The sequence below is a fragment of the Streptomonospora nanhaiensis genome, assembly GCF_013410565.1.
Lineage (GTDB): Bacteria > Actinomycetota > Actinomycetes > Streptosporangiales > Streptosporangiaceae > Streptomonospora > Streptomonospora nanhaiensis.
The window spans coordinates 4965590-4991122 of sequence record NZ_JACCFO010000001.1; the positions used below are offsets into that span (position 1 = coordinate 4965590).

Below are 25533 nucleotides of genomic sequence, written 5' to 3' on the forward strand. Positions count from 1 at the left end.
ATCCGCCGGGATACTCCGCGGCGGCCGGGCCTACTCCGCTGGGAGTAGGCCCGGGCCGCGCCCGGCGCGGGCTCAGCCCGACCGGCGCCGCCGCAGCGCCTCGGCGGCCTGGTCCACGCCCATGGCGGCCAGCAGCAGCACCGCGCCCACCGCGCCGGCCGCGGTCATCTGCTCGCCCAGCAGCACCATGGACAGCACCGCCGCCGTGAGCGGCTCGGCGATGGTGCCCACGGCCGCGCCGGCGTCGGAGGCGGTGCGCAGCCCGCCGAAGTAGGCGAGGTAGGCCAGCGCGGTGGGCACCAGGCCCAGGAACACCAGCAGCGCCAGCGGCAGCGGCCGCGCCGGCACGGCCATGCCGGCCACCAGCCCGGCCGGGAGCAGCAGCAGCCCGCCCGCCAGCAGCCCCACGCCCACGTTGACCAGCGGGTCCAGCCCGGCAACGGGGGCGCGGTTGAGAAGGGTCATCACCGAGAACGTCAGCCCGGCGCCCAGCGCGCAGGCCAGCCCCAGCGCCAGCGTCAGCGGCGGCGCGTCGCCCGCCGGGAACCCGGCCAGCAGCGCCAGCCCGGCCACGGCCAGCAGCACCGCCGCCGCCAGCCGCCGCGACGGCACCCGGCGCGCCGCCAGGCAGATCCCCACGGCGACGAACACCGGCACGCTGCCGATCTTGACCAGGGTTGCCAGCCCCACCGGGATGAACGCCAGGGAGGCGAAGTACAGGCTCTGGAACACCGCGTGCAGCAGCGCGTTGGCCGCCAGCCGGACGGCCGGCGGGCGCGAGCGCGGCAGCCGGCCCAGCCGCCCGGCGGCGGCCAGGAACGCGGTGATCAGGGCGCCGGCCACCAGCAGCCGGTAGGCGGCCACGGCCAGCGGCGGCACGCCGTCGGCCTGGAGCAGGTGCCCGGCGAGGCCGCCGGTGCCCCACAGCACGCCGGCGGCGGTGAGCAGCGCGAACCCGCGCCGGGCGGAGCCGGGGGAGGACGCGGCGGGCAGGGACGAGGACGAGGACGCCGCGGCGGACGGGCGCGCGGCAGAGTGGTTTTCGGACACGACGGCGTACTCCAACGTCGACAGGCAGGCAGGGATGTCGGCGTGGGACGTCACGGATCGGCACCGCACCGCGCATCCGGCGGCGCGGCTCGCGCGCTCCGCCGGATGGGCGGGCGCGGACGCCCCGCTAGGCGCGGGGCGGGGGGGTGACGAAGCGTCGTGTCTGGTGCGGCATGTCCGCGAGCCTAGCCCACCGCGCCCCCCCGCCCGTCAGCGCGGGGCGCCGCCAGGCGCGCCGGTCCGCGCGGTGCGGTGGCGGCGGGGTGAACCGTGCGGTGGGATACTGCGTCAGAAGTCCGTCGAGTCCCCACGACCGACGCCGACCCCGGCCTGCCGCGCGGTCGGCCCGCCACCCCGTCGGAAGCCACCGGATCCGCCCATGAGTCACCCGCCCTACGGACCGCCCCAGCCCGCCTACGGGCCCCCGCCCAACGACGTGCACCGCTGGCTGCTCAGCCAGCCCTTCCCGGCGGTGCGGCCCAACCTGCGGGTGATCCTCACCGGCGACCCCTCGGCCCTGGGCACGGACAAGCTGGCGTACTCCATCAACCCCCAGCTCACCGCGCTCCTGTGCTACCGCACCAACCCCGCCAACTACGAGGCCGCCGTCCTGGACGTCCGCCACACCCAGCAGTGGGGCCTGACCAAGCAGGACGTGTGGTTCGCCGCCCTGGGCAACCTCGCCTACGAGCGCTACGACCTCAAGGCGTTCCCCACCAGCGCGCCCAACGCCGACACCCCCGTGCAGGTGCTGATCGGCCAGACCTGGCCGGGAACGGCGCACGTCATGCGGCTGGTCGACGTCGTGCGGGAGCCGATGCCCTACGGCGCCGTGGTGATGCTGCCCTCGCCCAACACCATGATCTTCGCGGTGCTGCGCAGCAAGCGGTCGGCCTCCCTGCTGCCGTTCATCTACAACACCTTCCAGAGCCTGCGCGAGGACGGCGACCCCGTGACCGACCAGATGATCTGGTGGCGCGGCGGGCGGGTCACCGGCATGAGCACCCAGCCCGACCCCGGGGGCGGCGTGGGCATCCGGCAGAGCCCGGAGTTCTCGTTCCTGCTCGACCACGAGCTGCCCGACTGACCCGCGCGGCGCCCGCCCGCCGGGCGGCTCAGCGCGCGAACGCGTCGTCGGGCGGGGCGGGGGAGTCCTTGGCCGTGGCGTCGCGCACCGGCGCGGCGCCCGCGGTGAACCGCGCCAGCACCTCCCCGGCCAGCACCCGCGCCATGTCGGGGTCGCGGTGGGCGCGCGCGGTCAGCTCCGCCACCGGCAGCGGGGCGTCCGAGCCCAGCAGCACGAAGTTGCCGAACCGCCGCCCCCGCAGCACGCCCGGCGCGGCGATCAGCACCACGTGCGCGAACACCTCCGCCAGCGTCACCGCCTGGGCGCGCACGTGCGCCAGCCGCCGGCCGTCGCCCACGTTGGCCGCGCACACCCCGCCCGGCGCCAGGACCCGCGCCACGTCGGCGAAGAACTCGGTGGAGGTCAGCGCGGCCGGGGTGCGCGCGCCGGCGAACACGTCGCACACCACCAGGTCGGCGCTTGCGGAGTGCCGCTGGGCCAGCCACGCGCGGGCGTCGCCCACCCCCACCCGCAGGTCGGCGCGCCGGTCCCACGGCAGCTCCCGGCGCACCAGGGCGACCAGCCGCTCGTTGTTGTCGACCGCGCGCTGGCGCGAACCGGGCCGGGTGGCGGCAACGTAGCGCGCCAGGGTCAGCGCGCCCGCGCCCAGGTGCAGGGCGCGGACGGGCGCGCCCGGCGGCGCCAGCAGGTCGATGACGTGGCCGATGCGCCGCACGTACTCGAAGTCGAGGTAGGCGGGGTCGGACAGGTCCACGTGGGACTGCGGGGTGCCGTCGACCAGCAGCAGCCAGGAGTCCGGGCGGTCGGCGTCGCGCAGCAGCTCCACCTCGGGTCGCACCGGTCCGCCGCCCCACGCCGCCATACGCCCCGCCTCGCCCAGCCGCTCGATCCGTCGTCCGACGTCCACGGTACGGGGGCGCGGGCACCGCGCGGACCCCGCGCCGACCGGCCGTGCGAGGCCGGCCGGGTGCCCGCCCCGGCGCGGGACGGGCACCCGGCCGTCTTAGGCGCGGTCCAGCTCGGCCAGCTCCCCGGCGCTCAGCTCCAGGTCGGCCGCCTGGGCGCTGTCGGCGATGGTCTCGGGCCGCGAGGCCCCCGGGATCGGCACCACCACCGGCGCCTTGGCCAGCATCCAGGCCAGGCACAGCCGCTGCGGGCTGACCCCGCGCTCGGCCGCGATACGCGCGAACGCCCCGCGCGAGCCCGCCAGCCCGGCGGCCTCGCGCGCGCCGCCCAGCGGCGACCACGGCAGGAACGCGATCTTCAGCTCCGCGCACAGCTCCAGCTCCGGCTCGCTGGAGCGGAACCGCAGCGAGAACTCGTTCTGCACCGAGGCCAGCCGCCCGCCCAGCACCTCGTTGGCGGTGCGGATCTGGGCGGGGTCGGCGTTGGAGATCCCGGCCATGCGGATCTTGCCCTCGTCCAGCAGGTCGCGCAGCGCGCCCACCGACTCCTCGAAGGGGACCTCGGGGTCGGGCCGGTGGAACTGGTAGAGCCCGATCGCGTCGGTGCGCAGCCGCCGCAAAGAGTCCTCGCAGGCCCGCTTCAGGTACTCCGGCCGCCCGTTGAGCGTCCAGGAGCCGTCCTCGGGCCGCACGTGGCCGCCCTTGGTCGCCACCAGCACCTCGGAGGTGTCGCCGCCGTAGGCGGCCAGGGCCTCGGCGACCAGCTCCTCGTTGTGCCCGGCGCCGCCGCCGGGGTGGTAGGCGTCGGCGGTGTCGATCAGCGTCACCCCGGCGTCCAGGGCGGCGTGGACGGTGGCGACCGCGCGGTCGCGGTCGGGGCGCCCGGCGACCGACAGCGGCATGGCGCCCAGGCCGATGGCGCTGACGGTCCGGTCGCCGATGGTTCGCATCCGCATGGTGTGCGGTCCCCCTGTCGTCACTCGCGTCATGGTCACACCCGGCCCGCCGCGGCCCCGCCGGGCGGCCCCGGCGGCCTGCCCGCGCGGCCGGCGGACGGGCCGCCGCCATCCTCCTGCCTGCGCGCGCCCGAGTCCAGCGCGCCTTGGGCGCGCCCGCGCCCGTGCGGGAGGTACCGGGCCGCGCACGGCGGGCGCTAGCCTGGAACTCCTCCAGCGCACCGCCCCCCACGGGGCGGGCGTATCCCTCCCGCGGACGATCCCGTGCACCGCGCGGAGCAGACCCGACTGTCGTTAAGGAGCGGCCGTGCTGCGGATGTCGACCCTGTTCCTGCGCACCCTGCGCGAGGACCCGGCGGACGCCGAGGTGCCGAGCCACAAGCTCATGGTGCGCGGCGGGTACGTGCGCCGCGCCGCGCCCGGGGTGTACTCCTGGATGCCGCTCGGCAAGATGGTGCTGGACAACGTCGCCGCGGTCATCCGCGAGGAGATGGACCGCATCGGCGGGCAGGAGGTCCTGCTGCCCGCGCTGCTGCCCCGCGAGTACTACGACGCGTCGGGGCGCTGGACCGAGTACGGCGACTCCATCTTCCGGCTCAAGGACCGCAAGGGCGCCGACTACCTCCTGGGCCCCACCCACGAGGAGCTGTTCACCCTGCTCGTCAAGGGCGAGTACTCCTCCTACAAGGACTTCCCGGTCATCCTGTACCAGATCCAGGAGAAGTTCCGCGACGAGGCCCGCCCCCGGGCCGGCGTGCTGCGCGGCCGGGAGTTCCACATGAAGGACTCCTACTCCTTCGACCTCGACGACGAAGGGCTGGAGCGCTCCTACGAGCTGCACCGCCAGGCCTACATCCGTGCGTTCGACCGGCTCGGCCTCCGGTACGTCATCGTCTCGGCGATGTCGGGCGCCATGGGCGGCTCGGCCTCGGAGGAGTTCCTGGCCGAGACCCCCACCGGCGAGGACACCTTCGTGCGCAGCACGGAGTCCGACTACGCCGCCAACGTCGAGGCCGTGCGCACCCCCGCGCCCCCCGCCCTGCCGATCGAGGGGCAGCCCGAGGCGCAGGTGCACCACACCCCCAACACCCCCACCATCGAGACCCTGGTCGACTTCTTCAACGCCGCAGGGCTGGGCCGCACCTTCACCGCCGCCGACACCCTCAAGAACGTCCTGGTCAAGACCCGCGCCCCGGGCGCGGCCGACTGGGAGGTCATGGGCATCGGCGTGCCCGGCGACCGCGAGGTCGACATGAAGCGGCTGGAGGCGGTGCTGCACCCCGCCGAGGTCGCGCTGCTGGACGAGGCCGACTTCGCCGCCAACCCCTTCCTGGTCAAGGGCTACGTCGGTCCCAACGCGCTGCTGCACAACAAGCTGCGCTACCTCGTGGACCCCCGCGTGGTCGAGGGCTCGGCCTGGATCACCGGCGCCGACAAGGCCGACCACCACGTCATGAACCTGGTGTGCGGGCGCGACTTCGTCCCCGACGGCACCATCGAGGCCGCCGAGGTCCGCGAGGGCGACCCCTCGCCCGACGGCAAGGGCACCCTCTACACCGCCCGCGGCATCGAGATCGGCCACATCTTCCAGCTCGGCCGCAAGTTCGCCAACGCCTTCGAGCTGGACGCCCTGGGCCCCGACGGCAAGCCCCGGCGCGTCACCATGGGCTCCTACGGCATCGGCGTCTCCCGCGTGGTCGCCGCCATCGTGGAGCAGTCCCACGACGACAAGGGCATCATCTGGCCGCGCGAGGTGGCGCCCGCCGACGTCCACGTGGTCGGCACCGGCAAGGGCGAGCAGATCGAGGTCGCCCTGCGCATCGCCGGCGAACTGGAGGAGCGCGGCGTGCGCGTGCTCGTGGACGACCGCAAGGGCGTCTCGCCCGGCGTGAAGTTCACCGACGCCGAGCTGCTGGGCGTGCCCACCGCGCTCATCGTCGGCAAGGGCCTGGACCAGGGTGTCGTGGAGCTGCGCGACCGCGCCACCGGCGAGCGCGCCGAGATCCCGCTGGAGACCGCCGTGGAGCGGGTCGCCGCGGTGGTCGACGGCGGCTGAGGGCCGCCCCGCCCGCCGGGCGGGTCCGGCGCCCCGGCGCCCGGCGCGGCCCTCAGCCGCCGTCGGGCGCGGGCGGCGCCCCGCCGGGGAACCCCGGGAACACCGGCAGGTCCGCGCCCCACTCCATGCCGCGCAGCGTGGCGTCCTGCAGCGAGCGCAGCGCCAGCTCGCGCAGCGCGGAGTCGGGCGCGGCGGCCAGTTCCAGGTAGGCCTGTGCGGTGAGGTCCTCCACCTCCACGGCGTAGTCGGCCAGCGCCTCGCCGGAGTCGGACTCGGGCAGCGCGTAGGAGCTCTCGCCCGCCGCCGGCACCGCGTCGCGTTCGCGCAGCTCGCCCTTGAGGGTGTCGCGCTGCCCGCGGTGGGCGTCGAGGTACTCGTAGCAGCGCAGGCGGCGGTCCTCGTCCTGGGAGCGGGCGCCGATGTAGCCGTAGGCGTAGACGGCGGCGTGCTCGGCCCGCAGGGCGCGCTGCAGCGCCTCGGCGGTGTCGAACTCCTCGGCGTCCTCGGGGGTGGCGGTCATCGTGCCTCCGCAAGGAGTCGGGTGTGGCCGGCCTCGCAGGCCCCCACGGCGGCGAGCAGCTGCGCCAGCCCGGCGTCGGTCAGCCGCTCGACCTGGCGGCCGCGCGACTCCGCCGCGCTCTGCTCGGCCACCCGCAGCTCGGCCACGGGCAGCGGGGTCTCGGGTACGGGCTCGGGGCTGGGGCCGGGCGAGGGCTCCTCGCCGTCGGGGGTGCGGCCGGGCTCCTCGGGCAGCCGCAGGCGCAGCGCCTCGACGTGCGCGCGGTGGTCGTCGAGCAGCCGCTCCAGCAGGTCCAGGGGGCCCTCGCCGGCGGCGACGGTGGCCTCGTAGCGGGCGATCATGCGCTCCTTCTCGGTGATCACGGAGCGCAGCACGTACTCGTCGGGGCTGATGTCGCTGGGGTACCACCGCGGCCCCTGGCATCCGGCCAGGGCGACCCCGGCCAGCCCGGCCAGCGCTCCGACGACGACCGTGCGGCGGGTGACCGCGCCGCTGCTGCCCACCCTCTCCTCCTCAGTCCGGGGCCCCTGAAGGGCGACACCGTGAGCCGTGCATGGGCGTGCGCCGGGCCGGGCGGGCGGCCCTCGGCAGCGCCGGGCCGCGCCGGGGCGGGCGACATGCCGGACACCGCGGCGCGGATCGTCCCCATCCTTCCATGATCGGCGTCCGTTTCGCGCGTGTGCGGGGGGTGTGTACACCCGCGCGTCGCGCCGGCGGGCGCCCGGCGCCTTGACACCGCCCCCTCGGCTGACAAGGCGCGACGGGCGGCTCTGATCACCGGCGACTGTGGATACCCTTGACTGCACACCGGCGTCGCCTGACGCGCGGAACTCGAACCGTTCAAGCAGGACCGCCCCGGATTCCCGTGTCCGAGGGGCGGAATTCGCCGAGGAGGACCACTGATGGGCGCGCAGGCCCGCCACGAACGTCTCGCCGCGCTGCTGACGCCCCTGCTGGCCGAGGCCGGGCTGGAGCTGGAGTCGATCGAGGTCACCCCGGCCGGCAAGCGGCGGCTGCTGCGCGTCGTGGTGGACTCCGACAACGGCGTCGACCTCGACGCCGTCGGCGAGGTCAGCCAGGAGATCTCGACCGCCCTCGACTCCTCCGACGCCATGGGCAAGGCCCCCTACGTCCTGGAGGTCACCTCGCCCGGGGTCGACCGCCCGCTGACCCTGCCCCGCCACTGGCGGCGCTCGCGCGGCCGGCTGGTCCGCGCCGCCACGGCCGAGGGCGGCGAGGTCCAGGGCCGGGTCAAGGACGCCGACGACGACGGCGTCACCCTGGAGGTCGACGGCCGCGATCGCCGCTACGGCTATTCTGACCTGCGGCGCGCAAAGGTCCAGGTGGAATTCCGCCGCGAAACCGGCGACGACGCGGCGGACTAGAGGGGGAGCCCCGTGGATATCGATATGAGTGTCCTGCGCAGTCTGGAGCGCGAGAAGGACATCTCGGTGGACCTCGTCGTCAAGGCGATCGAGGACGCCCTGCTGATCGCCTACCACCGCCAGGAGGGCACGGAGTCCGCCGCGCGGGTCGAACTCGACCGCGCCACCGGCCACGTCACCGTGTGGGCCGCCGAGACCGACGACGACGGCAACGTCGTGCGCGAGTACGACGCCACGCCCTCGGGGTTCGGCCGCATCGCCACCTCGACCGCCAAGCAGGTCATCCTCCAGCGGCTGCGCGACGCCGAGGACGAGCTGACCCTGGGCGAGTTCGCCGGCCGCGAGTCCGAGATCGTGTCGGGCCTGATCCAGCAGGGCAAGGACCCCCGCAACGTGCTGGTCGACCTCGGCAAGATCGAGGCCATCCTGCCGCCCCAGGAGCAGGTCCCCGGCGAGCCCTACACCCACGGCGAGCGGCTGCGCGCCTACGTGGTGCAGGTCCGCAAGGGCCACCGCGGCCCCTCGGTCACGCTCTCGCGCACCCACCCCAACCTGGTGCGCAAGCTGTTCGAGCTGGAGGTGCCCGAGATCGCCGACGGCACCGTCGAGATCGCGGCCATCGCCCGCGAGGCCGGGCACCGCACCAAGATGGCGGTGAAGTCCAACAAGTCCGGCGTCAACGCCAAGGGCGCCTGCATCGGCCCGCTGGGCAGCCGCGTGCGCAACGTCATGGCGGAGCTCAACGGCGAGAAGATCGACATCGTCGACTACTCCGAGGACCCCGCCGTGTTCGTCGGCAACGCGCTGTCCCCGGCCCGGGTCACCCGCGTCGAGGTGCTCGACCGTGCGGGCAAGGTCGCGCGCGTGACCGTGCCCGACTACCAGCAGTCCCTGGCCATCGGCAAGGAGGGGCAGAACGCCCGGCTCGCGGCCCGGCTCACCGGCTGGCGGATCGACATCCGCTCCGACGCCGAGCCCGCCGAGCAGGACGACTCCCCGGCCCGACCGGCGCCCGAGGACCCCGAGCGGCCCTCGGGGCAGCCCGATGCCCCAACGCGCTAGACTGGAGGCTCGCGACCGCGCCCGCCCCGTACGGACGTGCGTGGGGTGCCGGTCGCGGGCGGCTCAGTCCGATCTGGTGCGGTTGGCGAACCTCTCCGGCGTTGTCGCGCCGGACCCCGCCAGGCGCGCACCCGGCCGCGGCGCCTACCTGCACGCCGACTCCCGCTGCTGGGAGGCGGCGAAGCGGCGGCGCGTCCTGCCGCGGGCCTTCCGGACCGCTGAAGGACTCGACACCTCCCGTGTCGACGCCTACTTCGCCGACGCGTAATCGCGTTGGCGCGGCACCGGGTTCCAGATAGGGTTGGAATGATCACGCCACCCCGGCGGTTGTACACCGTAGGGTCGGCGGGTCTTGCCATGTCGGCATGCCGGAATGGCCAACCCATTGTTGTGTAACGACGAGGAAGCGGGTCGAGATTGCGATGAGCGCTCGATGAGTACGCAGCGATGAGTACGTCAAGTTAGCGACGGTCCGGAACAAGCCCATGTCCCGGACCGAGTAGAGGAGAGCAGTGGCGAAGGTCCGGGTATACGAACTCGCGAAGGAGTTCGGAGTGGAGAGCAAGGCTGTTCTGGCCAAGCTCAACGAGATGGGTGAATTCGTTCGGTCGGCGTCCTCCACCATCGAGGCCCCCGTCGTGCGTCGGCTCAAGGAAGCCTTCAACAACGGCTCCGGCGACTCCCGCGGCAGCGGCGAGCGCAAGCCGCGCCCCCGCCCGCAGGCTCCTGCGGGCCCCGCCGACACCGCGAACGGCTCCGCCGCGCGCCCGTCGGCCCCCAAGCCGGGCCCCAAGCCCGGCCCCCGAAGCGATTCCGGTCAGGGCGGCGGCCAGCCCGCCGGTCCCCGGCCGGGTGCCGGCTCCACGCCGGCCAAGGCGGGCGCGCCGCGTCCGGGCCCCCGGCCCGGCCCGCGCCCGGCGGCCAAGCCCGACAACAAGCCCGGTGCCAAGCCGGGCGGGCGTCCCGAGCGCGCCGAGCGGCCTGAGCGCCCGGCGGCCGAGGGCGGCCGCTCCGCCCCGCGTCCCGGTCCGCGCCCCGCGGGCCCGCGCCCGGGCAACAACCCGTTCGCGTCCACGGCCACCGGCATGGGCGCCAAGCCCGCGCCGCGTCCCGGCCCCCGGCCCGGCGGCCCGCAGGGCGGCCAGGGCGGTGCCGGACAGGGCGGCGGTCCCGGCGGCCCCCGTCCCGGCGGCGGCGGCGAGCGCGGCGGTGCGCCGCGTCCCGGCGGCCCGCGTCCGCAGGCTCCGCGTCCCGGCGGCGGCCCCGGTGCGGGCGGTCCCCGCCCCAGCCCGGCCGGCATGGGCCCGCGTCCCGGCGGTCCCCGTCCCAGCCCCATGAACATGCCCTCCTCCCGCCCGGCTCCGGGCGGCGGCGGTGGCCGCGGCGGCCCCGGCGGCGGCCGCGGTGCCGGCGGCGGGCGTCCGGCGGGCGGCCGCGGCGGCGGCGCCCCGGCGGGTGCCGGCCCGCGTCCCGGCGGCGGCGGTGGCCGTCCCGGTGGCGGCGGCGGGTTCGCCGGCCGTCCGGGCGGCGGCGGGCGCGGTCGCGGCGGCGGCACGGCCGGCGCGTTCGGGCGCCCCGGCGGGCGTCCGGGCCGTCAGCGCAAGTCCAAGAAGCAGCGGCGCCAGGAGTTCAACGACATGCAGGCGCCGTCCTTCGGCGGCGTCAAGGTGCCCAGCGGCAACGGCCAGACCATCCGGCTGTCCCGCGGCGCCTCGCTGTCGGACTTCGGCGACAAGATCGACGTCAACCCCGCGTCCCTGGTGCAGGTCATGCTGCACCTGGGCGAGATGGTGACCGCCACGCAGTCGCTGCCCGACGAGACCCTCCAGCTCCTCGGCGAGGAGCTGAAGTACAACGTCGAGATCGTCAGCCCCGAGGACGAGGACCGCGAACTCCTGCAGTCCTTCTCCATCGAGTTCGGCGAGGACACCGGCACCGACGAGGACCTGCGTCCCCGCCCGCCGGTGGTCACCGTCATGGGCCACGTCGACCACGGTAAGACCCGGCTGCTCGACACCATCCGCAAGTCCAACGTGGCCGGCGGCGAGGCCGGCGGCATCACGCAGCACATCGGCGCCTACCAGGTGGCCACCGAGGTCGACGGCGAAGAACGCAAGATCACCTTCATCGACACCCCGGGTCACGAGGCGTTCACCGCCATGCGTGCGCGCGGTGCCCAGGCCACCGACATCGCGGTCCTGGTGGTCGCGGCCGACGACGGCGTGAAGCCGCAGACGGCCGAGGCCATCGACCACGCCAAGGCGGCCAACGTGCCGATCGTGGTGGCGGTCAACAAGATCGACGTCGAGGGCGCCGACCCCCAGCGGGTGCGCGCCCAGCTCACCGAGTACGGCGTGGTGACCGAGGAGTACGGCGGCGACGTCCAGTTCGTGGACATCTCCGCGCGGCGGGGCGACGGCATCGACCAGCTGCTCGAGGCCATCGTCCTGACCTCCGACGCCGCGCTGGACCTGCGGGCCAACCCCGACATGGACGCCCAGGGGCTCGCGATCGAGGCCTACCTCGACCGCGGCCGCGGCTCCATGGCCACGGTGCTGGTGCAGCGGGGCACGCTCAACGTGGGCGACTCCATCGTCTGCGGCGACGCCTACGGACGCGTCCGCGCCATGCTCGACGAGCACGGCCAGAACGTCCAGAGCGCCGAGCCGTCGCGGCCGGTCCAGGTGCTGGGTCTCACCAACGTCCCCAGCGCCGGCGACAGCTTCCTGGTCGTCAAGGACGACCGGGTGGCCCGCCAGATCGCCCAGCAGCGCGAGGCGCGCGAGCGCTTCGCCCAGCAGAGCCGCTCCACCCGCCGGGTCACGATCGAGACCTGGAAAGACGCGCTGGCCGAAGGCGAGCGCAACGAGCTGCTGCTGCTCATCAAGGGTGACATGTCCGGTTCGGTCGAGGCCCTTGAGGAGTCCCTCCTCAAGATCGACGCCGGAGGCGAGGAGGTCGACATCCGCGTCATCGGGCGCGGCGTCGGCGCGATCACGCAGAACGACATCAACCTGGCCTCCTCGGCCGGTGCGATCATCATCGGGTTCAACGTGCGCCCCGAGGGCAAGAACAGCGAACTCGCCGACCGCATGGGTGTCGACATCCGCTACTACTCGGTCATCTACCAGGCGATCGACGAGGTCGAGGCCGCCGTGAAGGGGCTCCTCAAGCCCATCTTCGAGGAGGTCCAGCTCGGTTCGGCCGAGATCCGCGAGGTCTTCAAGGTCCCGCGTATCGGCAACGTCGCCGGTTCGATCGTGCGCAGCGGCACGATCCGCCGCAACTCCAAGGCGCGGCTCATCCGCGAGGGGATCGTCATCAGCGAGAACCTCACCGTGGAGTCGCTGCGGCGGTTCAAGGACGACGCCACCGAGGTCCGCGAGGGCTTCGAGTGCGGTATCGGCATCGGCTACAACGACGTCCGGATCGGCGACACGATCGAGACCTACGAGATGCGCGAGAAGCCGCGTGACTGACCCGCGCTAGAACACCGGTGGCGTCCCCGGCCCCTGCGGGCGGGGGACGCCACCGCCTTCCACCGGTACCACCGGCCCGGCCGCTCCGTCATGCGGCCCGACGATGACATCTGAATCGCGATCCGCGGCGAGGCGCGCACGGGGTGGGCGCATGTTCGTCGGGGCTCTGACCCTGGACATCCTGCTCGGCGACGTCCGCTCCCTCAAGCAGAAGCGCTCCGCCGTGCGGCCCATCGTGGCCGAGCTGCAACGCAGGTTCGGCGTCTCGGTCGCCGAGACCGGCGACCAGGACCTCTACCGCCGGTCCGAGATCGGCGTGGCGGTCGTGTCCTCCACGGCCGCGCACTGCACCCAGGTCATGGACGCGTGCGAGCGGCTGGTCGCGGGCCGCCCCGAGATCGAGCTGCTCTCCGCGAGGCAGCGGCTCTTCAGCGCAGAGGAAGACTGAGATGGTTGACGCCGCACGTGCGCGCAAACTCGCCGACCGCATCCAGCGGATCGTGGCCGAGATGCTGGAGCGCCGGGTCAAGGACCCGCGCCTGGGGTTCGTCACCGTGACCGACGCGCGGCTCACCAACGACCTGCGCGACGCCACGGTCTTCTACACGGTCTTCGGCACCGACGAGGAGAAGGCCGGCACCGCCGCCGCGCTGGAGAGCGCCAAGGGCATCATCCGCACCGAGGTCGGCCGGCAGACCGGGCTGCGGCACACGCCCAGCCTGACCTTCCAGAGCGACGAGGTGCAGCAGAACGCCCAGCACATCGAGTCGCTGCTGGCCAAGGCGCGGCAGTCCGACGCCGAGGTGGCGCGGGCGGCCTCCGGCGCCACCCCGGCGGGCGAGCCCGACCCCTACAAGACCCCGCGCGAGCGCGCCGAGGACGACGAGGACGCCGACGAGGAGTAGCCCCGCGTCGTCCCCGGTCGCGCCCGCCGCGGGCCGTGCCGCGCCCCGCGCGGTACGGCCCGCCCCCCACCACACGAGGAAACCCGAGCCCGCATGACCGATAGCGGTGTCGTCATCGTCGACAAGCCCGCCGACTGGACCTCCCACGACGTCGTCGCCCGGACCCGGCGGCTGGCCGGCACCCGCAAGGTGGGCCACGCCGGCACGCTCGACCCCATGGCCACCGGCGTGCTGGTGCTCGGCATCAACAAGGGCACCAAGCTTCTGGGCCACCTCACCCTCACCGAGAAGGTGTACACCGCCACGATGCGGCTGGGCCTGACCACCAACACCGACGACGCCGAGGGCGTGCCCGGTGTGCGCACCGACGCCGCCGGTGTCGGCGACGAGGCGGTGCGCGCCGGGGCCGCCGCGCTCACCGGCACCATCCAGCAGGTGCCGCCGCAGGTCAGCGCGATCAAGGTCGACGGACGGCGCGCCTACAAGTCGGCGCGCGCCGGCGAGGAGGTCGCGCTGAAGGCGCGGCCGGTGACCGTCTCGGAGTTCGCCGTCACCGCCATCCGCCGCACGGCCGACGACGGCGGCGTGTTCGTGGACGTCGACGCCACCGTCACCTGCTCCAGCGGCACCTACATCCGGGCTCTGGCCCGCGACCTGGGTGCCGCGCTCGGTGTGGGCGGACACCTCACGGCGCTGCGCCGCACCCGCGTGGGGCCCTACGGCCTGGACCAGGCCCGCACCCTGGAGCAGTTGGCCGAGGAGTTCACCGCCGTGCCGCTGGCCCAGGCCGTGGCGGCGGCCTTCCCGGTGCGCGTGCTCAGCGCCGAGGAGGCGCGGCGCGTGGCCCACGGCAACCGCATCCCGCCCGGCGAGCTGGGCCCCGGCCCGGTGGGGCTGTTCGCGCCCGACGGCAGCGTGGTCGCGCTCGCCGAGGACCGGCCCGGCTACAGCAAGCCGATCGTGGTCTTCGCGGGCGGCTGAGCCCGCCCCGCCCGCCTGCGGGGCGCCGCCCGTCGGCGGGTTCGGCCCTGTCGTCCCCCTTCGGCCTCCCCCCGACCCCCCGGCGTGCCGTGCACCACCCGCGCCGTCGCGCCGCGCCCCGGCGCCGGGCGATACGGTGGCTGTGGCCCCGCGGCCCAGCGCCGCGCCGGGCCTTCTTCCACCCACCGCGCTCGGAGGGGAGCTGTTGGACGTGCGGCCGTGGCACGGGCTGGATGAGGTGCCCCGCGACTGGGGCGGGTCGGTCGTGGCGGCCGGCGTGTTCGACGGCGTGCACCGCGGTCACCAGGCCGTCCTCGCCGCCGCCGTGGAGCGGTCCCGCGCGCTGGGCCTGCCGGTCGTGGCGGTGGTGCTGGAGCCCGGATTCGGCGGGGCCGGACCGGACGCCGCGCCCCCGGCGGTGCTCACCCCGATCGACCGGCGCGCCGAGCTGCTGGCCGCCCTCGGCGCCGCGGCGGTGTGCGTGCTGCCGGCCTCCGCCGGGGCGGCCGCCCCCGAGCCCGCGCTGTTCGTGCGGCGCGTCCTGGTCGAGCGCCTGGGCGCGGCGGCGGTCGCGGTCGGCGACGGCGGCCTCGACCTGGGCCGCGGCGCCGCGATCGGCGCCGAGGAGCTGCGCGGGCTGGGCGAGCGCCACGGGTTCGCCGTGGACGTGGTGGCCCCGGTCGGCGGCGCCGAGCCGGTCACCTCCGAGCGCGTGCGCGCCCTGCTGGAGGCGGGCGACGCCGACGCCGCGCGGGAGGCCCTGGGGCGTCCGCACCGGGTCGAGGGGGTGGTGGTGCACGGTGCGGCGCGCGGGCGCGAGCTGCTGGGGTTCCCCACCGCCAACCTGGAGTGCCCGCCGGGCACGGCCGTGCCCGGCGACGGCGTCTACGCCGGGCGCATGCTGCTGACGGAGCCCGCGCCCGGGGCGGCCGAGACGGCGTGGCCGGCGGCGATCTCGGTGGGCACCAACCCCACGTTCGAGGGTGCGGCGCGCACGGTCGAGGGCTACGCCCTGGACCGCGACGACCTCGACCTCTACGGCCGGCGCATGGCCATGGAGTTCACCCACCGCATCCGCGGCCAGCGCAGGTTCGCCAGTGTGGACGAGCTGATCGAGGCCATGGGCCGCGACGTGGACCGCGCGCGGGAGCTGGCGGGCGAGGGCTGACCGCCGGCGCGGCGGGCCGCTGGGCGCCCGACGCGGGGGCCCAACCCCCGCCGTCCGCCGGTAGGGGGGACGGCGGGTGCGAACGTCCGGTAGACTGCCAGGAGCCTGTTTACGAGCCGCGCAGTGCTGCCCGCCGGACCCCGGCCGGGCGAAGGCGACCGGGGCGCGGTACCCGCTGAGTACACGCGGGGGTTTCCTCTGGTCCGCTGAACGGTGACTGTTCGTACGCGTGGTCACCGGACCCCACCCGCGGGGCGCACACCGCCCCGAAGAGTGCGGGCATGTTGATGTCTGCGTACCGATACCGAGAAGGAGCGCCGTGTCGATCGACACCGCCACCAAGCAGAAGATCATCGCCGAGTACGCCACCCAGGAGGGTGACACCGGCTCCCCCGAGGTCCAGGTCGCGCTGCTCACGCACCGCATCACCGAGCTGACCGAGCACCTCAAGACCCACAAGCACGACCACCACAGCCGCCGCGGGCTGCTGCTGATGGTCGGCCGCCGCCGCCGCCTGCTGAAGTACATCCAGAAGCAGGACATCGAGCGCTACCGCGACCTGATCCGGCGGCTCGGCCTGCGCCGCTAGGCACACCGACCCGGGGGAGTGGCCACGGCCACTCCCTTTCTTAGTAGTGTGGTGGTGACCGCCGCCGTCGTGGCCAGCGGGTATCGTCCGCAGTGTCGGCCGTGCCCCTGCCGTGCCACCGGTGGCGGCCACCCACAACCGCATAACGCACAACTGGCAACAAGCGCTCCCGCGCACCCACCGCGGCTGCCGCGTCGAGGCCGGTCCTCGGTAGTGGCCTCCGGCCCGCCCCACACGGGCGCGCCGCGGGCTTCGATCGATGGCCGGCCGTAAGCGGCCCGCGGCGCTCGCCCTTCGAGCACCGCCGGCCGCCGCGACTCGACGAACCCTCCGGGGCACGGACGCGGGGCACACCGACACACCTGTTTCCGTGTTAGTAGGAGGACGCCCATGGAGGGCGCGTATTCCGCCGAGGCCGTGATCGACAACGGCGCCTTCGGCACCCGTACCATCCGCTTCGAGACCGGCCGCCTCGCCAAGCAGGCCGCCGGCTCGGCCGTCGCCTACCTCGACGGCGAGACCATGGTCCTGTCGGCGACCACGGCCTCAAAGCGGCCCAAGGAGAACCTCGACTTCTTCCCCCTGACGGTGGACGTCGAGGAGCGCATGTACGCGGCGGGCCGCATCCCCGGCTCGTTCTTCCGCCGCGAGGGGCGCCCGTCCGAGGACGCCATCCTCACCTGCCGGCTGATCGACCGCCCGTTGCGCCCGTCCTTCAAGAGCGGCTTGCGCAACGAGATCCAGATCGTCGAGACGATCATGGCGCTGCACCCCGAGCACCTCTACGACGTCGTGGCCATCAACGCCGCCTCGATGTCCACCCAGCTCGCGGGGCTGCCCTTCTCCGGCCCCATCGGCGGCGTGCGCGTCGCGCTGATCGAGGGCCAGTGGGTCGCGTTCCCCACCCACACCGAGCTGCAGAGCGCCACGTTCGACATGGTCGTGGCCGGCCGGGTGCTGGAGGACGGCGACGTCGCGATCATGATGGTCGAGGCCGAGTCCACCGTGAACACCCTCAAGCTGGTGTCGGAGGGCGCGGTCGGCCCCAACGAGCAGTCGGTGGCCGAGGGCCTTGAGGCGGCCAAGCCGTTCATCAAGGTGCTGTGCCGGGCGCAGAGCGCCCTGGCCGAGCAGGCGGCCAAGGAGGTCGCCGAGTTCCCGATCTTCGTGGACTACGAGGACGACGCCTACGCCGCCGTCGAGTCCGCCGTGCGCGACCAGCTCGCCGAGGCGCTGACCATCGCCGACAAGCAGGAGCGCGAGTCCGAGCTGGACCGGGTCAAGACCCTGGCCGCCGAGAAGCTCGGCGAGGACTTCGAGGGCCGCGAGAAGGAGATCAGCGCGGCGTTCCGCGCGCTGAGCAAGAAGCTCATGCGCGAGCGCGTGCTGCGCGACAAGGTCCGCATCGACGGCCGCGGCCCCAAGGACATCCGCCAGCTCAGCGCCGAGGTCGGCGTGCTGCCGCGGGTGCACGGCTCGGCCCTGTTCGAGCGCGGCGAGACCCAGATCCTGGGTGTCACCACGCTGAACATGCTGCGCATGGAGCAGATGGTCGACACGCTCAACCCCGAGCGGACCAAGCGCTACATGCACAACTACAACTTCCCGCCGTACTCCACCGGCGAGACCGGGCGCGTGGGCTCGCCCAAGCGCCGCGAGATCGGCCACGGCGCGCTCGCCGAGCGGGCGCTGCTGCCGGTGCTGCCCTCGCGCGAGGAGTTTCCCTACGCCATCCGCCAGGTCTCCGAGGCCATCGGCTCCAACGGCTCCACCTCGATGGGGTCGGTCTGCGCCTCGACGATGTCGCTGATGCAGGCCGGCGTGCCGCTGAAGGACATGGTCTCGGGCATCGCCATGGGCATGGTCAGCGAGGGCGACGAGTACGTCACCCTCACCGACATCCTCGGCGCCGAGGACGCCTTCGGCGACATGGACTTCAAGGTGGCCGGCACCCGCGAGCTGATCACCGCGCTGCAGCTCGACACCAAGCTCGACGGCATCCCCGCCTCGCAGCTGGCGCAGGCGCTGCAGCAGGCGCGCGGCGCCCGCCTGGCCATCCTGGACGTCATGCAGGAGGCCATCGAGCGCCCGGCCGAGATGAGCCCGCACGCGCCGCGCATCCTCACCGTCAAGGTCCCGGTCGACAAGATCGGCGAGGTCATCGGCCCCAAGGGCAAGATGATCAACTCGATCCAGGACGAGACCGGCGCCGACATCACGATCGAGGACGACGGCACCATCTACATCGGTGCCACCGACGGCCCCTCCGCCGAGGCCGCGCGCGACACCATCAACAGCATCGCCAACCCGACCATGCCGGAGGTCGGCGACCGCTACCTGGGCACGGTCGTCAAGACCACCGCCTTCGGGGCGTTCGTCTCCCTGCTGCCGGGCAAGGACGGCCTGCTGCACATCTCGCAGATCCGCAAGCTGCACGGCGGCAAGCGGATCGAGAACCTGGACGACGTCATCAGCATCGGCGAGAAGATCCAGGTCGAGATCCGCGAGATCGACGACCGCGGCAAGCTGTCGCTGGTGCCGGTCGAGGTGGTCGAGGCCGAGGCCGCGGCGTCCAACGGCGCCGAGCCCGCGGCCGGCGACTCCGCTCCGGCGGCCGAGCCCGCCGAGGACGCCCCGGCCGAGGGCGGCGGCGAGCAGCGCCGCCGGCGGCGCACCCGCAGCCGCAGCGAGAACACCTGATCCGCGCCTATGATCGGTGGGGCGGTCGCACCCGGCAGGGTGCGACCGCCCCGCGTCGTTTCCCCGCGCCGCCCGCCGCCGGGCCGCGGGCGGCGGCGCCCGACCGTGGCGCGCAACCGAGGAAGGCCCGTATGAGTTCTGTGCCCATCGCCGCCGAGCAGGAGCCCGGCAGCACCATCACCCTGCTGGAACCCGGTGACGGTTCCGGGCTGGTGCGGCGCACGGTCCTGCCCGGGGGCCTGCGTGTGGTCACCGAGGCCATGCCGGGGGTGCGCTCGGCGGCGTTCGGGATCTCGGCCACCACCGGTTCCCGCGACGAGGACGGCGAGCACGCCGGTGCCGCGCACTTTTTGGAGCACCTGCTGTTCAAGGGCACCCGGCGGCGCGACGCCATGGAGATCTCCGCGCTGCTGGACAGTGTGGGCGCCGACCACAACGCCTACACCACCAAGGAGCACACCTGCTACTACGCCAAGGTGCTGGACCGCGACCTGCCGCTGGCCATCGACGTGGTCGGCGACATGGTGGCCAACTCCGTCCTGGACCCCGGTGAGGTCGAGACCGAGCGCGGCGTGATCCTTGAGGAGATCGCCATGAACGAGGACGAGCCCGGCGACCTCATCGACGACGTCTTCGCCGCGCACGTCTACGGCGACACCGCGCTGGGCCGGCCCATCCTGGGCACCAACGAGACCATCGCCAAGCTTAGCCGCGACCGGATCTTCGAGCAGTACCGCGACGCCTACGTGCCGGGCGAGCTGATCGTGGCGGCGGCCGGCAACCTCGACCACGACACCGTGGTGGAGCAGGTCCGGGCGGTCTTCGCCGAGCAGTCGGCGGCGGCGGGCGACGCCCGCCCGGCGCGCCCGCGCATCGGCGGCGGCCCCGTGGCCGTGCACGCCGGCTCCCGCCTGGTGTCCCGCGACACCGAGCAGGCGCACCTGATCCTGGGCCGCGAGGGCCTGCCGCGCACCGATCCGCGCTGGTACGCGCTGCGGGTGCTGGGCTCGGCGCTGGGCGGCGGGATGTCCTCCCGGCTGTTCCAGGAGGTCCGCGAGAAGCGCGGCCTGGCCTACTCCGTGCAGGCGTTCCACAACTCCTACGCCGACACCGGCGTCTTCCAGGTCTACGCGGGCTGCCTGCCCGACAAGATCGACGAGGTGCTGTCGGTGTGCCGCGAGGAGCTGGCCAAGGCCGCCGCGTCGGGGATCAGCCCCGAGGAGCTGGAGCGCGCCAAGGGCCAGATCAAGGGCTCGTGGGTGCTGGGCACCGAGGGCAGCAACTCCCGCATGGGCCGGCTGACCGTGCACGAGCTGGGCTACCCGCGGCACTTCTCGCTGGACGACGACCTCGCGCTGTTCGACGCGGTCACCGCCGACGACGTCGCCGAGGTCGCCGCCGAGGTGCTGGGCCGCCCCGAGGCCCTGGCGGTGATCGGCCCCTACGACGAGGGCCGCTCCTTCTGAGGCCCGGGCGTGCGGCCGGGCCGCCCGGCCGCACGCGCCCCTCCGCGCCCCCGCTCACCCCGGAGCAAGATCACGAACACGGACCGTCCGGGATACGATCGGGAGACCGGTGCCCGAAGCGGCCCCTGTGCGCCGTATGTGTCGGGTGACCGGTTTGGACGGGGCTGTGGGCGCGGAAGGGCGGGATCGGGCGTGGGGGACGACCAGAGCCGGCTGGGACCGGCCCGGCCGGGCGCCGAGCGGCCGCTGCGGGCCGACGCCCGGCGCAACCGGGCGCGCGTGCTGGAGGTCGCCAACGCGGTGTTCGCCGCCGAGGGGCTGTCGGTGCCCGTGCACGAGATCGCCCGGCGTGCGGGTGTGGGCACCGGGACGGTCAGCCGGCACTTCCCGACCAAGGAGGCGCTGTTCGCGGCCGTGCTGGCCGACCGGCTGGAGCGCTACGCGGCGCGCGCCGACGAACTGGCCGAGGCCGACGACCCCGGGGCCGCGTTCTTCGCGTTCTTCGCGTTCCTGGTCGAGGAGGGCGCGCTCGACCGGGGGCTGACCGACGCCCTGGTGGGCAGCGGAATCGACAAGAGCGCCCTGTCGGCCCAGGGCCGCGGCGTGATGGGCGCGCTGGGCCGGCTGCTCACCCGCGCACAGCAGGCCGGCGCGGTGCGCGGCGACGTCGGCATCACCGAGGTGCGGTCCCTGCTGGTGGGGTGCCTGTCGCGCAGGGCCGGCCGCGAGGACGGCGCCGACGGCGAGGACGCCGAGGCCGGCCGGCGCATGGTGGCCGTGGTCCGCGACGGCCTGCGCGCCCGGGGCTGAGCACGCGGGGCGCGGGCCGCGCCGGCGGCCGCGCCCCGCGCGCTCGGCGCCGGGATCAGGCGCGGCCGTGGAACCGGCGCTGGAGTTCGCGGACCTGGGCGTCCAGGCCGGGCACCGGGCCCTCGACCACCACTCCGGGGGCGACCTCGTTGACCGGAAGCGGGCGCACCGGCGGGGCGGGCACCCCCCACTCGGTCAGCCACGCGGTGAGCTGCGCCGAGGAGCTGATGTAGACGATGCGGCCCAGGCCCACCCAGGCGTGGGCGGCGGCGCACATGGGGCAGTGCTCGCCGGAGGTGTAGACGGTGGAGGCGGCACGCTCGGCGGGGGCGAGGTGCGCGGCCGACCAGCGGGCCAGTTCGAACTCGGGGTGGCGGGTGTGGTCGCCCCCGGCCACGCGGTTGCGGTCCTCGCCGAGCACGGTGCCGTCGGGGCCGACCAGGACGGATCCGAACGGCTCGTCGCCGTCCTCCAGCGCCTCGGTGGCCAGTTCCACGCAGCGGTGCAGGTAGGTCAGTTCGGAATCGGACACCACGGCGGCCTCCTGGCGGGGTGTGTGCGGACGGGACGGCGGCGGGGCCGCCGACCCGCATCCTAGGGAGTGTTCTACGGACGCTCGCCCCGCTGCGCGGCGCCCCGGGGAGGGATGCTCGCTCTCGCCGCTTCTCGTCGGTCGGCAGGGAACCACCCTGACTCCCTCCTGGGCCTTGCGAGAGCGGCACCGGTCCCTGCTCTGCCGCGCCGAGGGCCCCGGGGCGGCTACCAGGTGGGGAGCTCCCGGCGCATCAGCTCGGCCCAGCGCTCGTCGACGCGGGCGGGGTCGAGGTGGATCCGGGCGCCGCTCGCGCGCGGGCCGGCGGGCCCCGCCGCGGGGGCCGCCTCCAGCGGCAGGACGAGGGGGCACAGCCACGCCGCGCCCGCGAGGAGTCCGCGCGCCGCGGAGCGGACCGCGCGCCAGGTGACCGACGTCAGCATGTGCGCGTGTGTACCCGCTCGGGCGGGCGCGCAACCGTCCCGGGCGCGGGGCGGGCGGTCGCGGAGGGGTGGAACGGCGCTGCCCCCGCCCCGGTGGCGGGGCGGGGGCCGGCGGGCCGCCACGGCCGCGCGCGGCCGTCCGTCCGGCGGCCGTCGGGGACCCCGTGCGCTACGGCTCCTGGAGCACGGAGAGGATGTTCCCGGCGGGGTCGGTGAACCAGGCGATCGAGGGCCCGCCGCCGCGCGCCCGGGCGATTCCCTTGCCGTCCTGGTCGAAGCCGGGAGAGCGCAGGAACGCCACGCCGCGCGCCGCGAGGCCGTCGACGGCCTCGTCGATGTCCTCGACCGCGAAGTTCAGGACGGTGTAGGCGGCGGGCGTGAAGTCGGGCTTGGGATAGACCAGGACCTGCGCGCCGCCGGGCAGGCGCAGGGCGAGCAGGCCGTGCTCCTCCATGCCCGGGACCGGTTCCACGGTCAGTCCGAGGGTGTCGCGGTAGAACGCTGCGGCCGCGGCGGTGTCGTCCACCGCGAACCCGCTGTAGGCCGTGCTGTCGGCGAGCATGCCGGCTCCCTTCGTGGTCGGGCGGGTGCTACATGGCGGCGCGGTGCTCCTCGCTCATCTGGATGAGCTGCACGTAGTTGCCGTCGGGGTCGACGGCGGTGGCGAACAGGCTGCCGTCGCGGTCCTCCAGCGGCGCCAGCCACGTGGTGTGGAGCCGGTCGAGGCGCTCGACGGCCGCGCGGGCGTCCTCGACGTGGAAGTTGAGGATCAGCCGGCCCGGCTCGGGGTTGGCGGCGCCGACGTCGTCGCGGCTGTCGATCATCAGGTAGACCGGGCCGAACTTGAGGACGCGGTAGGACTCCACCTTGGTGTCCTCCTCGGGCGCGAGGCCTTGGGCGTACCAGGCGTGCAGGCGCTCGGGGTCGGTGCTGGACAGCAGCATGCTGTCGATGGCGGCGTGGGTCATGGTGCCTCCTTCTCACATGGTGCGGTGGGGTGCGGTTGTGCCGTCATGGGTGCCGACTCCCGCCCGGGCCGAAACTCATCGGTCGGCGGGGCGGCGGGTGGCCGCGCGGTTTCAGGGGGCGGCGGGCTCGGGGCGCGGGTCGGCGGCGTCGGCGCCGGGACCGGGCGCGGCGGCCGCGCCGGAGGCGGCGGGGCGCAGCAGGACGATCGCCAGCACGCCGAACACCGCCATCAGGACGGCGCCCGCGACGGCCGTGGTGGTGAGGCCCAGGACGAACGCCTCGCGGGCGGGGGCCAGCAGGCGCCCGGCGGTTGCGGCGGGCAGGTCGGCCGCCGCGGCGACCGCCGCCGCCAGGCTGTCGCCGACCGCGCCGGCGGTCCCGGCCGGGGCGTCGTCGGGCACCGTGATCCGGGCGCGGTAGACGGCGGTGCTCAGGCTGCCCAGCAGCGCCACGCCCAAGGCGACGCCGAACTCGCCGGCGGTCTCGGAGATCGAGGCGGCGGACCCGGCCTTGGCGGGCGGAGCGGACCCCACCACCACGTCGGCCACGAGCGCGGCGCCCGGTCCCAGGCCGAGCGAGGCGACCGCCAAGCCGGCCACCACGAGGAGCGTTCCGCTGTCGGCGTCCACCTGGGTGAGCAGCAGGAACCCGAACGCGGTGACGATCATCCCGCCGCCGATGACGTTGGCGGTGCCCACCCGGCGGGCCAGGCCGGGGGCCAGCATCGTTCCGGCGATCATCACCAGGGACGGCGCCACCAGGCGCAGGCCCGCCTCCAGCGCGGAGAGGCCCGCCACGAGCTGGAGGTACTGGGAGAGCAGCAGGAACGTGCCGCCCATGGCAACGGCGCCCATCGCCGAGACGGCGAGGCCCACCGAGAACGTCCGCCGGGTGAACAGCCGGAGGTCGAGCAGGGGGTCGGCGAGGCGGAGTTGGCGCCGGACGAACACCGCGCCCACCACCGCGCCCGCGGCGACGGCGGCGGCCGGGACCGGGGAGAGGCCGTGGGCGGCGGACTCCTTGATGCCGTAGACGACGGGCAGGATGGCGGCGAGCGACAGGGCCACGCTGACCGGGTCGAGCCGGCCGGCGGCGGGGTCGCGGTGCTCCGGCAGCAGCAGCGGCGCGGTGACCAGCAGCAGCACCATGACGGGCACGCCGAGCAGGAACACCGATCCCCACCAGAACCACTCCAGGAGCACCCCGCCCACCACGGGGCCGATGGAGGTGCCGCCCATGAAGCAGCTCGCCCACACCGCGATGGCCACGCCGCGCTGGCGGGGGTCGCGGAACATGTTGCTGATGAGGGCGAGGGTGGAGGGCATCAGCGTGGCGCCCGCGACGCCGAGCACGGTGCGCGCGGCGATGAGGAGGGCGGGGGTGGCGGCGTAGGCGGCCGCCGCGGAGGCGAGGCCGAACGCCGCGCCGCCGATCATGAGGAGGCGCCGGCGGCCGACGCGGTCGCCGAGGGTGCCCATCGTGACGAGGAAGCCCGCGATCATGAAGCCGTAGACGTCCATGATCCACAGCAGTTCGCTGCCGCTGGGGCGGAGGTCGGCCGTCAGGTGGGGCAGGGCGAGGTGCAGCACGCTCATGTCGAGTGACAGCAGCAGGGTCGGCAGCGCGAGCACTGCCAGCCCCAGCCATTCGCGCCGTCCCGCCCGCACCGGTGCCGCGGGGGCGGCGGTCACGCCGGTGTCCATGGCAGTCCTTTCCGGAAGGCGTTGCCGAACATGTGTTCGGCGGTCTACCGGGATGGACCCGGCGGCGGCGGAGAACTCATCGCCCCTCCGCGCGCGCGGCGACGTGACGTGCGTCTCACCAGGAGTGGGAGGAGACCGCGGCCGGGGCCCGGAGCCCGCGCGGGGCCCGGTGCGCGGCCCCGAGCGGTGGGGGCGCGGTCCGCGCGCCCCCTGCCCCGCTTCCGGGAGCCGGGCGAGGGTGAGCGGCCCCCGCACCGGCCCGCACCGGGGGCGCGCGCGAACGTGCCGCCTCCTCCGCGGCGGCAGGGCTCCGCCGCGGCTCGGACCGATAAGGCCGCCCGGCCGCCGGGCCGCCGGTGCGCGCGCTCAGTCGGTCCCGTCGGCCTCGTCGGGTTCGGCGGTGGAGGTGGACGTGGGCTCCGGCTCCGGGTAGGCGGTGGGCTCGGGGGCGGCGGGCGGCACGGTGCCCTGGAACTCGGCGGTGCCGTCCCGGGCGCCGCCGCGCTCCCCGCCGCCCCCGTCGCGGTTGTCTTCGGGCCGGGGCGTGGCGGACACCGTGACCGTCGCGGTCGCGGTGACCGGCGGCCTCGGGGGATCGGGCGCCTCGGGGCCGCCGCCCAGTCCGCCGAAGAGGGCGGTGCACGAGCCGAAGAGGAGCAGGAGCAGCACGATGATCCCGCATCCGGCCAGCACCGAAACGGGTCGGTTGCTCTGCACCATAGGCGCCTCCTCGTGTCGTGGGCGCGTCCGCGAAGGCCCGCGCGGGC

The 25533-nt window shown here is 74.8% G+C and carries 25 protein-coding genes; 14 read left to right on the forward strand and 11 right to left on the reverse strand.

All coding sequences use genetic code 11. The features are described from left to right. Positions 1-72 precede the first annotated feature (72 nt). A complete protein-coding gene (locus tag HNR12_RS22040) occupies positions 73-1104 on the reverse strand; it encodes a DMT family transporter (protein WP_308118772.1) in 1032 nt (343 codons plus the stop codon). Between the two features lie 325 nt (positions 1105-1429). Between HNR12_RS22040 and HNR12_RS22045 the strand changes: the two genes are divergently transcribed. Next, positions 1430-2137, forward strand: a complete 708-nt coding sequence (locus tag HNR12_RS22045; protein WP_179769359.1) for a hypothetical protein — start codon at positions 1430-1432, stop codon at positions 2135-2137. A 28-nt stretch (positions 2138-2165) separates the two neighbouring features. On the opposite strand, the gene HNR12_RS22050 is transcribed toward HNR12_RS22045, so the two are convergent. Both HNR12_RS22050 and HNR12_RS22055 read right to left on the reverse strand, forming a co-directional pair. Continuing rightward, on the reverse strand, positions 2166-2999 hold the full coding sequence (locus HNR12_RS22050) for a spermidine synthase (protein WP_179770817.1): 834 nt from the start codon (positions 2997-2999) through the stop codon (positions 2166-2168). A 141-nt stretch (positions 3000-3140) separates the two neighbouring features. Then, positions 3141-3998 (reverse strand): aldo/keto reductase, encoded by an 858-nt coding sequence (locus HNR12_RS22055; RefSeq protein ID WP_179769360.1) that lies wholly within the window; start codon positions 3996-3998, stop codon positions 3141-3143. A gap of 316 nt (positions 3999-4314) precedes the next feature. Here HNR12_RS22055 and HNR12_RS22060 point away from each other — a divergent pair, with 316 nt between their 5' ends. Continuing rightward, complete coding sequence (locus tag HNR12_RS22060) at positions 4315-6054, forward strand: proline--tRNA ligase (protein ID WP_179770818.1); 1740 nt, start codon at positions 4315-4317, stop codon at positions 6052-6054. A 52-nt stretch (positions 6055-6106) separates the two neighbouring features. Here HNR12_RS22060 and HNR12_RS22065 read toward each other — a convergent pair whose 3' ends face one another. Both HNR12_RS22065 and HNR12_RS22070 read right to left on the reverse strand, forming a co-directional pair. Continuing rightward, positions 6107-6574 (reverse strand): ferritin-like domain-containing protein, encoded by a 468-nt coding sequence (locus tag HNR12_RS22065; protein ID WP_179769361.1) that lies wholly within the window; start codon positions 6572-6574, stop codon positions 6107-6109. After that, positions 6571-7077, reverse strand: coding sequence for a hypothetical protein (locus HNR12_RS22070; RefSeq protein ID WP_179769362.1), 507 nt, complete (start codon positions 7075-7077; stop codon positions 6571-6573). The genes HNR12_RS22065 and HNR12_RS22070 overlap by 4 nt, the downstream gene beginning before the upstream one ends. Before the next feature lie 399 nt (positions 7078-7476). On the opposite strand from HNR12_RS22070, the gene rimP reads away from it, so the two are divergent. The 12 genes from rimP (at position 7477) to HNR12_RS22130 (ending at position 21119) form a co-directional block, all read left to right on the forward strand. Beyond that, positions 7477-7959 (forward strand): ribosome maturation factor RimP, encoded by a 483-nt coding sequence (rimP, locus tag HNR12_RS22075; protein ID WP_179769363.1) that lies wholly within the window; start codon positions 7477-7479, stop codon positions 7957-7959. A gap of 24 nt (positions 7960-7983) precedes the next feature. Further along, positions 7984-9021, forward strand: a complete 1038-nt coding sequence (gene nusA, locus HNR12_RS22080) for a transcription termination factor NusA (RefSeq protein ID WP_179769364.1) — start codon at positions 7984-7986, stop codon at positions 9019-9021. Beyond that, positions 9005-9289, forward strand: coding sequence for a YlxR family protein (locus tag HNR12_RS22085; RefSeq protein ID WP_179769365.1), 285 nt, complete (start codon positions 9005-9007; stop codon positions 9287-9289). The genes nusA and HNR12_RS22085 overlap by 17 nt, the downstream gene beginning before the upstream one ends. Positions 9290-9533: 244 nt before the next feature. Next, on the forward strand, positions 9534-12500 hold the full coding sequence (infB, locus tag HNR12_RS22090) for a translation initiation factor IF-2 (protein WP_179769366.1): 2967 nt from the start codon (positions 9534-9536) through the stop codon (positions 12498-12500). Between the two features lie 151 nt (positions 12501-12651). Next, the gene (locus HNR12_RS22095; protein ID WP_179769367.1) at positions 12652-12948 is read left to right on the forward strand and encodes a DUF503 domain-containing protein; all 297 of its coding nucleotides are present in this window, start codon (positions 12652-12654) and stop codon (positions 12946-12948) included. Position 12949: 1 nt separating this feature from the next. Beyond that, positions 12950-13405: a 30S ribosome-binding factor RbfA gene (gene rbfA / locus HNR12_RS22100; RefSeq protein WP_179769368.1), complete on the forward strand. Its 456-nt coding sequence runs from the start codon at positions 12950-12952 to the stop codon at positions 13403-13405. A gap of 93 nt (positions 13406-13498) precedes the next feature. Beyond that, positions 13499-14386, forward strand: coding sequence for a tRNA pseudouridine(55) synthase TruB (gene truB, locus HNR12_RS22105; RefSeq protein WP_179769369.1), 888 nt, complete (start codon positions 13499-13501; stop codon positions 14384-14386). A 211-nt stretch (positions 14387-14597) separates the two neighbouring features. Continuing rightward, complete coding sequence (gene ribF / locus HNR12_RS22110) at positions 14598-15554, forward strand: riboflavin kinase (protein WP_179770819.1); 957 nt, start codon at positions 14598-14600, stop codon at positions 15552-15554. 319 nt (positions 15555-15873) lie between these two features. After that, a complete protein-coding gene (gene rpsO, locus HNR12_RS22115; RefSeq protein WP_179769370.1) occupies positions 15874-16143 on the forward strand; it encodes a 30S ribosomal protein S15 in 270 nt (89 codons plus the stop codon). A gap of 390 nt (positions 16144-16533) precedes the next feature. Continuing rightward, positions 16534-18843 carry a polyribonucleotide nucleotidyltransferase gene (locus HNR12_RS22120; RefSeq protein WP_179769371.1) on the forward strand — a complete coding sequence of 770 codons (2310 nt, stop codon included), beginning with the start codon at positions 16534-16536 and terminating at the stop codon, positions 18841-18843. Between the two features lie 131 nt (positions 18844-18974). Continuing rightward, on the forward strand, positions 18975-20309 hold the full coding sequence (locus HNR12_RS22125; protein ID WP_179769372.1) for a M16 family metallopeptidase: 1335 nt from the start codon (positions 18975-18977) through the stop codon (positions 20307-20309). 192 nt (positions 20310-20501) lie between these two features. Beyond that, on the forward strand, positions 20502-21119 hold the full coding sequence (locus HNR12_RS22130) for a TetR/AcrR family transcriptional regulator (RefSeq protein WP_308118704.1): 618 nt from the start codon (positions 20502-20504) through the stop codon (positions 21117-21119). Between the two features lie 55 nt (positions 21120-21174). Here the strand turns inward: HNR12_RS22130 and HNR12_RS22135 are convergent, their stop codons facing one another. The 6 genes from HNR12_RS22135 to HNR12_RS22160 form a co-directional block, all read right to left on the reverse strand. Then, positions 21175-21654, reverse strand: coding sequence for a nucleoside deaminase (locus HNR12_RS22135; protein ID WP_179769373.1), 480 nt, complete (start codon positions 21652-21654; stop codon positions 21175-21177). A 224-nt stretch (positions 21655-21878) separates the two neighbouring features. After that, the gene (locus HNR12_RS22140; protein WP_179769374.1) at positions 21879-22094 is read right to left on the reverse strand and encodes a hypothetical protein; all 216 of its coding nucleotides are present in this window, start codon (positions 22092-22094) and stop codon (positions 21879-21881) included. A 169-nt stretch (positions 22095-22263) separates the two neighbouring features. Further along, a complete protein-coding gene (locus tag HNR12_RS22145; RefSeq protein WP_179769375.1) occupies positions 22264-22656 on the reverse strand; it encodes a VOC family protein in 393 nt (130 codons plus the stop codon). 28 nt (positions 22657-22684) lie between these two features. Beyond that, the gene (locus HNR12_RS22150) at positions 22685-23062 is read right to left on the reverse strand and encodes a VOC family protein (protein WP_179769376.1); all 378 of its coding nucleotides are present in this window, start codon (positions 23060-23062) and stop codon (positions 22685-22687) included. A gap of 111 nt (positions 23063-23173) precedes the next feature. Then, positions 23174-24766 carry an MFS transporter gene (locus HNR12_RS22155; protein WP_179769377.1) on the reverse strand — a complete coding sequence of 531 codons (1593 nt, stop codon included), beginning with the start codon at positions 24764-24766 and terminating at the stop codon, positions 23174-23176. A gap of 366 nt (positions 24767-25132) precedes the next feature. Further along, positions 25133-25486, reverse strand: a complete 354-nt coding sequence (locus HNR12_RS22160; RefSeq protein ID WP_179769378.1) for a hypothetical protein — start codon at positions 25484-25486, stop codon at positions 25133-25135. Positions 25487-25533: the final 47 nt, after the last annotated feature.

Excerpts from the sequence above, each read along its gene's own strand:
- HNR12_RS22155 (WP_179769377.1), bottom strand. The coding sequence starts at position 24,766 with ATGGACACCGGCGTGACCGCCGCCCCCGCGGCACCGGTGCGGGCGGGA.
- HNR12_RS22085 (WP_179769365.1), top strand. The coding sequence starts at position 9,005 with ATGCCCCAACGCGCTAGACTGGAGGCTCGCGACCGCGCCCGCCCCGTA.
- HNR12_RS22045 (WP_179769359.1), top strand. The coding sequence starts at position 1,430 with ATGAGTCACCCGCCCTACGGACCGCCCCAGCCCGCCTACGGGCCCCCG.
- HNR12_RS22095 (WP_179769367.1), top strand. The coding sequence starts at position 12,652 with ATGTTCGTCGGGGCTCTGACCCTGGACATCCTGCTCGGCGACGTCCGC.
- HNR12_RS22160 (WP_179769378.1), bottom strand. The coding sequence starts at position 25,486 with ATGGTGCAGAGCAACCGACCCGTTTCGGTGCTGGCCGGATGCGGGATC.
- nusA (WP_179769364.1), top strand. The coding sequence starts at position 7,984 with ATGAGTGTCCTGCGCAGTCTGGAGCGCGAGAAGGACATCTCGGTGGAC.
- rimP (WP_179769363.1), top strand. The coding sequence starts at position 7,477 with ATGGGCGCGCAGGCCCGCCACGAACGTCTCGCCGCGCTGCTGACGCCC.
- HNR12_RS22150 (WP_179769376.1), bottom strand. The coding sequence starts at position 23,062 with ATGACCCACGCCGCCATCGACAGCATGCTGCTGTCCAGCACCGACCCC.
- HNR12_RS22120 (WP_179769371.1), top strand. The coding sequence starts at position 16,534 with ATGGAGGGCGCGTATTCCGCCGAGGCCGTGATCGACAACGGCGCCTTC.
- HNR12_RS22050 (WP_179770817.1), bottom strand. The coding sequence starts at position 2,999 with ATGGCGGCGTGGGGCGGCGGACCGGTGCGACCCGAGGTGGAGCTGCTG.
- HNR12_RS22140 (WP_179769374.1), bottom strand. The coding sequence starts at position 22,094 with ATGCTGACGTCGGTCACCTGGCGCGCGGTCCGCTCCGCGGCGCGCGGA.
- HNR12_RS22145 (WP_179769375.1), bottom strand. The coding sequence starts at position 22,656 with ATGCTCGCCGACAGCACGGCCTACAGCGGGTTCGCGGTGGACGACACC.
- HNR12_RS22065 (WP_179769361.1), bottom strand. The coding sequence starts at position 6,574 with ATGACCGCCACCCCCGAGGACGCCGAGGAGTTCGACACCGCCGAGGCG.
- rbfA (WP_179769368.1), top strand. The coding sequence starts at position 12,950 with ATGGTTGACGCCGCACGTGCGCGCAAACTCGCCGACCGCATCCAGCGG.
- truB (WP_179769369.1), top strand. The coding sequence starts at position 13,499 with ATGACCGATAGCGGTGTCGTCATCGTCGACAAGCCCGCCGACTGGACC.
- HNR12_RS22125 (WP_179769372.1), top strand. The coding sequence starts at position 18,975 with ATGAGTTCTGTGCCCATCGCCGCCGAGCAGGAGCCCGGCAGCACCATC.
- HNR12_RS22060 (WP_179770818.1), top strand. The coding sequence starts at position 4,315 with ATGTCGACCCTGTTCCTGCGCACCCTGCGCGAGGACCCGGCGGACGCC.
- HNR12_RS22055 (WP_179769360.1), bottom strand. The coding sequence starts at position 3,998 with ATGCGGATGCGAACCATCGGCGACCGGACCGTCAGCGCCATCGGCCTG.